The sequence below is a fragment of the Cupriavidus sp. 01L46 genome, from assembly GCF_056399905.1.
In genome coordinates this window covers 1-11,724 of record NZ_JBFTSF010000245.1, presented here as the reverse complement: position 1 = coordinate 11,724, position 11,724 = coordinate 1, and the positions used below count along the sequence as shown (strand labels likewise).

The 11,724-nt window shown below is 67.4% G+C and carries 9 protein-coding genes; 6 read left to right on the top strand and 3 right to left on the bottom strand.

Translation table 11 applies throughout. From position 1 onward, the window contains the following. On the top strand, window positions 1-1,237 hold a 1,237-nt coding region (locus AC1DS3_RS29710), incomplete at its 5' end, for a serine hydrolase domain-containing protein (RefSeq protein ID WP_477128515.1). 161 nt (window positions 1,238-1,398) lie between these two features. Here the strand turns inward: AC1DS3_RS29710 and AC1DS3_RS29705 are convergent. Both AC1DS3_RS29705 and AC1DS3_RS29700 read right to left on the bottom strand, forming a co-directional pair. After that, complete coding sequence (locus AC1DS3_RS29705) at window positions 1,399-2,697, bottom strand: EAL domain-containing response regulator (protein ID WP_477128514.1); 1,299 nt, start codon at window positions 2,695-2,697, stop codon at window positions 1,399-1,401. Then, complete coding sequence (locus tag AC1DS3_RS29700) at window positions 2,694-5,444, bottom strand: ATP-binding protein (RefSeq protein WP_477128513.1); 2,751 nt, start codon at window positions 5,442-5,444, stop codon at window positions 2,694-2,696. The genes AC1DS3_RS29705 and AC1DS3_RS29700 overlap by 4 nt, the downstream gene beginning before the upstream one ends. Before the next feature lie 315 nt (window positions 5,445-5,759). On the opposite strand from AC1DS3_RS29700, the gene AC1DS3_RS29695 reads away from it, so the two are divergent. The 4 genes from AC1DS3_RS29695 to AC1DS3_RS29680 all read left to right on the top strand — a co-directional run bounded on the left by AC1DS3_RS29695 (window position 5,760) and on the right by AC1DS3_RS29680 (window position 9,562). Then, a complete protein-coding gene (locus AC1DS3_RS29695; protein ID WP_477128512.1) occupies window positions 5,760-6,992 on the top strand; it encodes a helix-turn-helix transcriptional regulator in 1,233 nt (410 codons plus the stop codon). 218 nt (window positions 6,993-7,210) lie between these two features. After that, the gene (locus tag AC1DS3_RS29690; RefSeq protein ID WP_477128511.1) at window positions 7,211-7,723 is read left to right on the top strand and encodes an AmiS/UreI family transporter; all 513 of its coding nucleotides are present in this window, start codon (window positions 7,211-7,213) and stop codon (window positions 7,721-7,723) included. Between the two features lie 164 nt (window positions 7,724-7,887). Then, window positions 7,888-9,120: a formamidase gene (gene fmdA, locus AC1DS3_RS29685; protein WP_441630136.1), complete on the top strand. Its 1,233-nt coding sequence runs from the start codon at window positions 7,888-7,890 to the stop codon at window positions 9,118-9,120. Between the two features lie 118 nt (window positions 9,121-9,238). After that, on the top strand, window positions 9,239-9,562 hold the full coding sequence (locus AC1DS3_RS29680) for an FmdB family zinc ribbon protein (protein WP_441630138.1): 324 nt from the start codon (window positions 9,239-9,241) through the stop codon (window positions 9,560-9,562). A 607-nt stretch (window positions 9,563-10,169) separates the two neighbouring features. On the opposite strand, the gene AC1DS3_RS29675 is transcribed toward AC1DS3_RS29680, so the two are convergent. Continuing rightward, complete coding sequence (locus AC1DS3_RS29675; protein WP_441630141.1) at window positions 10,170-11,147, bottom strand: D-2-hydroxyacid dehydrogenase; 978 nt, start codon at window positions 11,145-11,147, stop codon at window positions 10,170-10,172. Between the two features lie 225 nt (window positions 11,148-11,372). Between AC1DS3_RS29675 and AC1DS3_RS29670 the strand changes: the two genes are divergently transcribed. Continuing rightward, window positions 11,373-11,724: LysR family transcriptional regulator (locus tag AC1DS3_RS29670; protein ID WP_477128516.1), on the top strand; the 352-nt coding region annotated here is incomplete at its 3' end.

The window sequence follows — 11,724 nt, the reverse complement described above, 5'->3', positions numbered from 1 at the left end:
GGGGATGTCCGGCGAGCGGCTTGGGCGGGTCGAACGTTTCATCGACGACGCCTATATCGCGACCGGCAAGTTGCCCGGCAGCCTCATCCAGGTGTGGCGGCGCGGCGAGTTGGTCCTGAACTCGGTGCTGGGCCTGGCTGACCGCGAGCGCCAGGTGYCCTTGGCCGAGGATTCGATCTTCCGCATCTACTCGATGAGCAAGCCCATCACCTCGGTGGCGGTCATGATGCTGGTCGAGGAATGCAAGATCGCCCTGGACGATCCGGTCAGCAAGTACATCCCGGCATGGGAAAACCTGGGTGTCTACGCCGGGGGCTTCATGGAGAGCTTCCAGACGCGCCCGGCTGCGCGCCCGATGCTGGTGGTCGACCTGCTGCGCCACACGTCCGGCCTGACCTATGGTTTCCAGCAGAACACCAACGTCGACGCCGCTTACCGCAAGCAGATGCTGGGCGAACTCGCCACCGGCGGCACGCTGGACGACATGATCGAGAAGCTGGCCAAGCTGCCGCTGGAGTTCTCGCCGGGCGAGGCCTGGAACTACTCGGTCGCCACCGACGTGCTGGGCTACCTTGTCGGCAAGATCAGCGGAATTCCTTTCGAGACCTTCCTGAAGGAGCGCATATTCGATCCGCTGGGCATGGTTGACACTGCCTTCCACGTGCCGGAAGACAAGGCCTCGCGCTTTTGCGCCTGCTACGCCGTCGGCTCGCTCGGTTCGAAGGTGGTATCCGCGCGCGCGCCGGTCCTGCAGGACGATCCCCGCACCAGCCCCTACCTGAAGCCGCCCAGCTTCCTCTCCGGCGGTGGCGGCCTGGTGTCCACCGCGGCTGACTACATGCGCTTCGCACGCATGCTGTTGCAAGGCGGCGAGCTGGATGGGGTGCGCCTGCTGGGGCCGAAGACCCTGGCGCTGATGACCGCCAACCATCTGCCGGGCGGGGTGGACCTGCCGCGCATGTCGCGCTCCATGTTCAGCGAAGCCACCTATGATGGCGTTGGCTTCGGGCTCGGCTTCGCCACCACGGTGACGCCGGCGACCACGTTGATTCCAGGCAGCGCCGGCGACTTCTTCTGGGGCGGCGCGGCCAGCACCTTCTTCTGGGTCGATCCGCAGGAGGACCTGATCGGACTGTTCCTGACCCAGCTCTTGCCCTCGTCCGCCTACCCGGTGCGCCGCCAGCTGCGCACGCTGGTCTACAGCGCTATCACCGAGCCGGGTGCCGCGGCACGCTAAGCGCCTGGCGAGCCGCAACACGGGACGTGGAGCCTGAGTCGGGACGTCCAGGCTCGGGCAAGGTCAACCGCACGCGGCGCGCAACGATGGCATTTGACCTGCCTCGGATAGCCCGCGTCATGCGTGGATGGCGGCGCCGGCGCAACCGCGCCCGGACCGCCTCAAGCCTTCCACTCCGTGGCCTCCCGAACGCTGCCCAGCACGTCCCCCTGCCCAACGTCGCAACCCTCCCATTTGAAGAACTGCAGCTCTTCCGAGCTGGCCAGGCCATTGGCCAGTACCTGCATGCCGAGCGTGTGCGCCAGCGCGATCACGGCACGCGCGATGGCAGCGCGCTTGGCATCGGTTGCCACGTTACGCACGTAGCCCTGGGGAATCTGCAGCCGGTCAGGCAGCAAGCGCTGCAGGTTGGCCAGCGAGATGGGCGTGTTGCCAACGTCGGCCAGCGTGACGGACGCGCCTTGCTCCTGGATACGGGCGCAGGCCAGGYGGGCGGCTTCCGTGGCGGTGCCCAGCAGGATGCCCGGCAATTGCAGGTCGAGCACGTTGCCGGCTTGGGCGGTCTCGCGCAGGTATTGGCGGAGCAGTTCCGGCAACGCCAGCAGTTCGGACTCCTCGGCGCCGGCCATGAGCGGCAGCAGGATGGGGACGCTGACGCGGGCCGGGCTGGATAGGGCGGCTTGCGGATCCGTGTGCCAGGCTAGCGCGAGTTCGCAGGCGCGGCGCAGCAGCGCGGCATTGATYGCGCCAATGAGGCTTGGGCTGCGCACGTGGTCGGCGATCTCGGCATGCGGCATCCAGCCGGTGGGGCCCGGCCACGCCGGCAGCAGTGCGATGGCCGTGATGGCGGCGGAGCCCAGGTCGAACTGGGAGACGGCTTGCAGCCGGTACTGGCCGCTGTGCAGCGCTTGTTCTATGGCAGCTTCGATCTGCGCGCCGCTACCTGCCTCGGAGGCTGGGCGCCCGGGCGCGCACGGCGCGCCTTGCGTGTGCGGGGCCGGCTGGGGCAGGGCATGGGCTTGCTGCAAGGCCTTCACGTACTGGTACGCGCGCAGGCCGCCGATGACGACGGAGGTCAGCTTTTGCGCGGTCATCTCCGTTTTGAGGAAGTAGCCATTGATCTCGTAGCCGGTCACCACCTCGCGCTCCGGCGCCATGCCGGGATGCCCGGTGCGCAGCACGATCTGGAGGTCGGGGTTGCGCAGTTGCTCGCGGATGTAGCGCACCGTGGCCAGGCCGGCATCGTCGGTTTCCATCACGACATCGAGCAGCACGAGCGCCGTATCGGGGTGAGCGGCGAGGTGGGCCCGGCAGGCTTCGCCGGAATAGACGCTGTGGAACTGGATCTTGCGCCCGGAGAAGGTCAGGTCCATCAGCACCAGGCGCGTGATCTCGTGCACGTCGGGGTCGTCATCGACCAGCAGGACCTGCCACGCGGGCATCGACAAGGAGGCGTTCATGGCAGAGTCCTGGCGGATACGATCGGGATGGTGGCCTTCGCCGAGGGCGTGATGCGGGGCATGCGCAGGGTGAAGACGGTGCCGCCGCCCTCCGCACGCCCCGCATGGCCCACGGCGATGGTGCCACCCAGGCGCTGGGTCACCAGGTTGTAGACCAGATGCAGGCCCAGGCCGCTGCCACCCTTGCCGCGGCGCGAGGTAAAGAAGGGCTCGAAGATCTTCTCATGCAGGGCATCTGGAATGCCGCTGCCGTCGTCGGCGTAGCGGATCACGACTTCGTCACCGGCGGCGAGCCGGGCGGCGATGCGGATGGTGCCGCGCACAGGGCCTGTGTCGCCGCTGCCGAACGCGTGCACCAGCGAGTTCATGACCAGGTTGGTGAGGATCTGCGCGATCGCGCCGGGGTAGCCGTTCATGGCGATGCCGGCTGGGCAGTCGATCAGTAATTGCACGTGCGTGTCGCGCAGGCGCGGGTCGAGGCTGACCACGGTCTCGCGGATATAGTCGCCGAGGTCGAAGCCGCGCCGTTTTTCGCTGGTCTGGTCGACCGCCATCTGCTTGAAGCTCTGCACCAGCTCCGCAKCGCGGTTGGCGTTGGACAGCAGCAAACGGGCGGATTGCGCGGCATCCGACAGGTAGCGCTGCAGCGCCTCTGGTGCCAGCCCGTTGCTTGCCACCAGCGCCTGCGTGGCGCTGGTGCGGTCCTGCAGGTAGGAGGCGGCGCTGACGGCGATGCCCACCGGCGTGTTGATCTCGTGCGCCACACCCGCGACCAGTCCGCCGAGAGAGGCCATCTTTTCCGCGTCCACCAGGTGCTTGCGCGCGGACTCGAGATGGCGCAGCGACTCCATCAGTTCCGCCTGCGCCAGCTCGCGGCTTTCGTGTGACAGCACGATCCACCACGCACCGAAAGCCAGCAGCGGCAGGGTGGCCGAGTACACGCGCAGCAGCAGGCCGCCGATGCCGTCGGCGTGGGCGGCATGGCCTTCGCCGATCAGCCGGTAGGCGAGCAGGAACACGGCGCCCATGGCCGCCGCGGCAATCACGAACAGGCCAAGGAAGCGCGCCAGCCTGCGCAGGAAATGCGGCGGCAGTATCCGCAGGAAACTGCTTTGCCACGGCGCCGCCTGCATTTGCGCGGCGGTGCCGGGCGCCTTGCAGGCATCGTGGCAATGGTTGTCCAGGCCGCAGCACAGCGAGCAGATCGGCCCCGCATAGAAGGGGCAGTGCGCCATGTCCGGCGCTTCGTAGTCGCGCTCGCAGATGCAGCAGCGGATCGGCTCGTCAGTGTGCTCGTCGAGGGGATGCGGGTCCTCCCGCGCGATGTAGTACTGGCCGCGGGTCGCATAGGCGATCAGGATGGCGCTGGCGAACGAAGCGCCCAGCGCGATAAAGGCGCAATAGGCTTGCGCCAGCGCACCAAGCAAGCCGGAGTAAGCGCCGATGCCGGCGAGCGAGGCGATCAGCATGGCGCCGCAGCCCACCGGGTTGAACGCATACAGGTAGGCCCGGCGGAACTCGATGTGCCGCGGGCTGATGCCCAGCGGCTTGAGCACGACAAGGTCAGCGGCCAGGGCGCCGAGCCAGGCGATCACCAGGTTGGAATACACGCTCAGCACGGCCTCCAGCGTGCTGAAGATGCCCAGCAGGGTGAGCAACAGCGCGATCAGCACGTTGAACACCAGCCAAACCACGCGGCCCGGATGGTAGTGCGCCAGCCGCACGAACACATTGGACCAGGCCAGTGAGCCCGCATAGGCATTGGTCACGTTGATCTTGATCTGCGACACGAGCACGAACAGCATCGCCACCGCGAGCACCACMTCGGGCMGATCGAATACCTGCCCGTATGCCCACACGTACATGTGGATCGGCTCCATCGCGCGACTGGCGGGCACGCCGGCTTGCAGCGCGAGCACCGCCAGCAGGCTGCCCGCCAGCACCTTGAGGCCGCCGATCACGATCCAGCCCGGGCCGGCCAGCAGCAGCGCGCTCCACCAGCTCCAGCGGTTCTGCGGCGTGCGCTCGGGCAGGAAGCGCAGGTAGTCCACCTGCTCGCCGATCTGGCCCATCAGCGAGAACAGCACGCCGGTGGCGGCGCCAAACGCGAGCACATTGAACGCCGGCGAGGCCGCGTCGCGCCCGGTGAATGCCGCCCATTGCGCCAGCACGCCGGGATCGTGGCGCAGGATGTAGGCGAAGGGCAGCACCAGCAGCACCGCCCACAGCGGCTGTGTCCACATCTGCAGCTTGTTGATCAGCGTGACGCCGAAGAACACCATCGGCACGATCACCAGCGAGCAGACCAGGTAGCCCACTGTCAGGTTCAGGCCGGTGGCAATGGCGAGCGCCTGGGCCAGGATGGCCGACTCCAGCGCGAAGAAGATAAAGGTGAAGGACGCGTAGATCAGCGAGGTGATGGTGGACCCGGCATAGCCGAAGCCCGCGCCGCGCGTGAGCAGGTCGATGTCCACGTTGGCCACGCTGGCGTGGTATGCCACCGGCAGCCCGATCAGGAAGATCAGCGCGCAGACCAGCAGGATGGCCGGGAACGCGTTCTGGAAGCCAAAGCTGAGCGTGACGCTGGCGCCGATGGCTTCCAGCGCCAGGAAGGACACGCCGCCGATGGCCGTGTTGGCCAGCGTGAACGGCGACCAGCGCCGGTAAGAGCGTGCCGCATAGCGCAGCGCGTAATCCTCCAGCGTTTCGTTCGCGACCCAGGATTGATATTCTCGTTTGATGCGCATGGCGTGGTGGCGTCGGGTGCGATGCGGCTCCGGGAGGGGGGGGCGATCCGGGTCGGGATGGCTGGCAGCGGGCGCTCCGATTATTGTCTGAATCCGCCCCTCGCGCAATGACATGCGCGCTGCGCTGGAAGGGGCCGAAGCGCGCCGCAACCCGCCGCGGAGATGCTGCGCGGCAGCATGGCGCGGCGCCTTGACATTTAGGGTGCCAGCGCAAACACTGGCCGGCAGTCCTCATATCGAAGAGGCCGGGAGCCGCCGGCATCGCGCTCGCTGTTGCCCGAATCCGCTGTGCCCGATGCCAAGGAGAATGCGCGGTTGCCCGCCCAGAATACCGATAGCGCCGATAGCGCCGATAGCGCCGATAGCCCCAATAGCCCCAATAGCCCCAATAGCCAGGCCGGGGAACTGATCTACCGTATCCACGCCGCGCGCGACGACGATGGCTGGCGTGGCGTGGTTGCGCTGGTGCGCGATCAGTTCGCCGCGGGCACGGCCGTGCTGGCGCGGCGGCACCTGGCCGGCGGCCAGGGCGCGGTGCTGCACGGCGCACCAGAGGATCCGGCGTTTTTTCGCACCTTTGCGCAGTACTCCGCGCGCAACCCGTGGTTCCTCTCCAGCACGGCCTACCAGCCCCTGCAGGTGATCAGCGGCGACGACATGCTGGGCAGCGGCGACCTGGTTCGCACGGACTACTACCAGGCGTTGCTGCGGCCCCATCGCTATCTGCATCGCTTGTGCGGGGTGGTGGCGCGCGAGGCGGATGTCGTCTACTACCTTGAGCTGTACCGGCGTGAAGACCAGCGGCGCTTTGCCAGCAAGGAGAAGGCGGAGTTCCGCGGCCTGCTCGCGCATATGGCGCTGTCGCTGGAAAACCGCTGGCACCGCCACAGCGCCGCCGACCTGAGCCAGGCGCTGATGTGCGTCATCGACGGCCATCCTAACGCGACCTTCCTGGTCGAGCAGGATGGGCGCATCGTCTACTGCAACCGCAGCGCGCAGGCGCTGTGCGGGCAGGGCAGCGGCCTGTACCGGGATGGCGAGTATCTTGCCGCGGTGATGCCGACCGACCACCGCACCTTGCACGAGATGCTGGCCACGCTGGCCGGGGCTGCCCAAGGACTTCCCCMCAAGGCCGGCGACACGCGCGACGCCCACCCGGGCCAGGCCGCGCTGGTGCCCACGCAGGTGCTGTCGGTTTCCGCGCCCGGCTTTGCCTTGCCCACGACGCTCACGCTGCAGCCCGCCGGCGCATCCATGCGCAACGGGCTGGGCGAGGAGCGCGCGCTGGTGGTGGTCAGCGCGCGCCGGCAGGGCGCGGAGCATGCGCACCACGATTGCCTGTTCGCGCGCCAGTTCAAGCTGAGCGAGGCCCAGGCGCGGGTCAACGCGCTGGTCTTCGCCGGCCACTCCATTGCCAGCCTGGCACAGGTCCTGCACGTGTCCGAGAACACGGTGCGCAGCCACCTCAAGCAGATCTTCCAGAAGACCAACACCCATGGCCAGATGGAATTGGTGCGCCTGCACGCGCAGCATTGCCCGCCGGCCTGAACATCCCTCACCTGGCCATCGCGCTGCCGCCTTATCCGTCGGCTCATCCAATTGGGTGAGGCCGCCTCACCCAGCCGCATGACGCGCGGAATCCTCGCCGTGAAGGATTCGCATCCGCGCGGGCCTGCTTATAGTTGACCCGTCGCCACGCGGTGCCGCGAGGCAGCCGGCGCCAACAGAAAAAGAACAACCAGAATCCGTCGCGGAGGAGATACGCCATGCTAGGCCTGACGTTGCTTTACGTAGGAGCCGTGCTGTGCCTGAACGGCYTKTGGCTGCTSGGMAARATTGGCGACCGCGAGATCTGGGTCGTSAATATCTTYGCCGGCGGGGTRACGATGCTGGTGTCGCTGCGGCTSATYTTYGGCGGCGAGGCGGATAGCGCATCSATCAAGGCCGGTGCGCTGACGCTGCTGTTTACCTTCACCTACCTGTGGGTTGCGCTCAACCGCTTCAACGGTGCGGACGGGCGTGGCCTGGGCTGGTTCAGCCTGTTCGTGTCGGTCACGGTGATTCCCGTCGCCATTGATGCGCTGCGCCATGCCAACTCCGTCTGGGATACCTGGTTCGCCTGGTGCTGGGTCGGCTGGGGCGTGCTGTGGTTCCTGTACTTCCTGTTGCTGGCGATGCAGCGCCCGATCCTCAAGTTCACCGGCGTTGCCACTGTGCTGGCAGGCATCGCCACCGGCTGGCTGCCAGGCTATCTGCTGCTGAGCGAATCATTCAGATAGACCCCAAAGACAGCCCTCAAAGACAGCCCTCAAAGATAGACCGCAACGCGGCGGCGGGCAGCCGCACGCGACCAACGCTGATCCAGGCATGCAGCCAAGGCGGCTGCATCGTTTCACGGCCGCAATCCGGCGATTGACCGGACACACACCAAGGAGACAGGCACATGGCAGATACCCTGATCAAGGTCGATCTCGCGCAATCGGCGTACGAGAACGAACAGGTCCACAACCGCTGGCACCCGGACATTCCCATGGCCTGCTGGGTCAATCCCGGCGACGAGTTCATCCTGGAAACCTATGACTGGACCGGAGGCTTCATCAAGAACAACGAGTCGGCGGATGACGTGCGGGACATCGACCTGTCCATCGTCCACTTTCTCTCCGGGCCGGTGGGCGTGCACGGCGTCAAGCCGGGCGACCTGCTGGTGGTCGACCTGCTGGACGTAGGCGCCAAGGCAGAAAGCCAGTGGGGCTTCAACGGCTTCTTCTCGAAGAGGAACGGCGGCGGGTTCCTGACGGACCATTTCCCGCTGGCGCAGAAGTCCATCTGGGACTTCCATGGTGTCTACACCACTTCGCGCCATGTGCCCGGCGTGGAGTTCGCCGGGCTGATCCATCCCGGGCTGATCGGCTGCCTGCCCGACCCCAAGCTGCTCCATACCTGGAACGAACGCGAAACAGGGCTGATCAAGACCGACCCCGATCGCGTGCCGCCGCTGGCCAACCCGCCGTTTGCCGCGACCGCCCATATGGGCAAGCTCGTTGGGGACGCCGGCAGGCGGGCGGCAGCCGAGGGCGCGCGTACCGTGCCGCCGCGCGAGCATGGCGGCAACTGCGACATCAAGGACCTGTCACGTGGCTCCAAGGTGTACTTCCCGGTGTATGTGGATGGGGCGGGGCTGTCGGTCGGCGATCTGCACTTCAGCCAGGGCGACGGCGAGATTACCTTCTGCGGTGCCATCGAGATGGCGGGGTGGGTGCACATGCGGGTGAACGTGATCAAGGACGGCATGGCGAAGTACGGCATCAAGAACCCCATCTTCAAGCCCAGCCCGATCACGCCGACCTACAACGACTACCTGATCTTCGAGGGTATCTCGGTGGATGAACAAGGCAAGCAGCACTACCTCGATGTGAACGTCGCCTACCGCCAGGCTTGCTTGAACGCGATCGAATACCTGACCAAGTTCGGCTACTCGCGCGCGCAGGCCTACGCCATCCTGGGCACGGCGCCGGTGCAGGGGCATATCAGCGGCGTCGTGGACATCCCCAACTCCTGCGCCACGCTCTGGATACCGACGCAGATCTTCGACTTCGATATCCGGCCGCAGGCCAGTGGGCCCACTGTGCATATCAAGGGCGGTGCCGACGTCCTGCTTTCGCAGGATGTGGCCTGAATGCCGATCTGAGCGCCAGCCAGAGACGTGAAGTCACGGCGGGCGCGGGCTCCCGCTTTCCTCCTCCTTCCCCAAGGGGGCCCGCGCTTGCCACTTTCCACCGAGCGGAGAGACCTGTATGCCAATGTATGAATACGCCTGCGAGGCGTGCGGCAGCTTTACCGCGGTGCGCCGCATCGACGAGCGCGACGCGCCGCAGCCATGCCCCGGCTGCGGCCACGCAGCCCGGCGCCAGGTCACCGCGACCATGCTGGCCCTGATGCCATCGTCCCGCCGCGCCGCGCATGCGGGCAACGAGCGCAGCGCCCACGCGCCATTGAGTTCCCAGGGGCACCGCCATGGGCCAGGTTGTGGCTGTTCGGGCGGCAGCGTCGGCCTGGCCGGCAAGCCCGGCGCGGCCAAGTCCTTTCCTGGCACGCGGCCCTGGATGATCAGCCACTAGGGGACCAGCCCGATGGGAGCCGGGACGATCGCCATCCAGGCTATTCGCCAACGACGATCGAGCCGCGCACCCGGTCCAGCAGCGGCAGCCATGCGCCGCGCGCCGTGTCGCGGCGATCACAGCTGCGTACGGATTCTGCACATTGGAAACGGCATGCAGGAGGTTGACCGTTTGGCCCGGCGGCGCCGGGACGATGGAGACGCCCCCCACCGCGTCCGCGATGGTGCCGTGGGTCCGGCCCTGGGCGCCGGACAGGATGGTCCAGTCCTTGGGAACCTGAACGGCAATCTGCCTGGCGAGCCTGATTTGCACGAAAGGCGCTTGCTCGCCCCCACCGGCCTGGGCGAAGCACGGCGCGAAATTCAGGGCCAGGCCCAGCGCGCAGGCAGCCGCTGCCGCCAGCACAAGCCTGCAGCATTGCGCACGCATGCTCCCTCCGTCGTGATCCCGAACAGAAACAATATAGACGCGAAGCGGCTATCCGGCACGGATCCGGGCGTCGCACCAGCGCCATCGTAGTTGTCCGGCCAGATGTCGGCGTGCACCCGAGTGGCCGCCGCGGCTGGCGGGTCCCATGCGCATGGGACAGGGCAGGGTAGGGCAGGACTCAGCCCGCCACCACATTGCGCGGCGAGCCGGCCGCGAACGCCGCGATATTGTCGATCAGCTGGTCCGCCAGCGCCTGGATGGCCTCCCGGCTCGCCCAGGCCACGTGCGGCGTGAGCAGGAAGGCGGGATGGTCGCGCAGCGCGTGGAACGGGTGGCCGGGGCCGGGCGGCTCCTCGGTGGCTACGTTGAAACCGGCCCCGGACACCTGTCCTTGCCGCAGCGCCTGGACCAGCGCCGCCTCGTCGACCAGCCCGCCACGCGCGGTGTTGATCAGCAGCGGGCGGCGCGTCATCTGCGCGAACTCCTCGCGGCCGATCAGCCCCACGTTGGCGGGGGTCAGCGGGCAGTGCAGCGTGATGATGTCGCTCAGGCGCAGCATGTCCGCGAAGGGCGTGTGTTGCGCGTCGGCGCTGTGCTGGCCCTTGCGGGCGGCGTACAGCACCTTGAGCCCCAGCAGCCGGGCGATCTCGCCCACCGCGCGGCCCAGGGTGCCGCCGCCGACGATGCCGATGGTCGAGCCGGCCAGGTCGTGGATCGGGTAGTCGTGCAAGCAGAACTGCCCCGAGGCCTGCCAGCGGCCCGCGCGCACCGCGTCGCAATAGGCATGCAGGCTGCGGCGCAGCGCGAAGATCAGCGCGAAGGTGTGCTCGGGCACGGTATGCACGGCATAGTTGCGCACGTTCGACACACAGATGCCCCGGGCGGCGCAGGCGTGCAGGTCGACGTGGTCGGTGCCGGTGGCCGCGATCGCTACCAGGCGCAGGCTGGCGGCCTGGCGCAGCACCTCGGCTGGCAGCTTGACCTTGTTGGTGATCACGATCTGCGCGCCGGCGATGCGCGCGGCCACTTCATGCGGCGCGGTGGCGTCAAAGACCGTCAGACGGTGCGCGAACGGCAACGCGCGCAGCACGGTCTCGGGGGCCAGCGTGCCGCGGTCCAGGAAAACGACTTCCGGCGTGGTCTGGGATGGGTTCATGGTGTTTGCCTGTCGGTAAGCCTGTCGGTAAGCCTGGGTGGTGAATGCGCCATGCCGCCGGCCATCGGGCGGCGCGCGCGGACCGGCCATGGTGGCCCCGGGCGCCCAAATTGACAATGCCGTTCTCGTCCACTAGCCTTTCCCGATTCTCAAACCTCGGGGCATGGCTGGATGGCCCTGGCCATCCAGCCGCCATCGATGCCGCCGCCCACCGGACGCTTTCGCGTGATCAATCCCGCCCATCTCGACCTGCAGTCCCTGCGCCTGTTCCTGGTGGTGGCGCAGAGCGGCAGCTTTACCAAGGCCGCTGAGCGCACCCACATGACGCTGTCGGCGCTCAGCCGCCGCGTTGCCGACCTGGAAAAGACCACCGATTGCGCCTTGTTCGTGCGGCTGCCGCGCGGGCTTGAGCTCACCCCGGCCGGCTTTKGGCTGGTCGGCCATGCGCGGGCCGTGCTGGATACCGTGAATCGCCTGGCGGGCGACATGAGCGATTTCGCCATCGGCGTGCGGGGGCATGTGCGCGTGTGGGCCAACACCTCGGCCATCATCCAGTTCATGCCGCGGGACCTGGGCG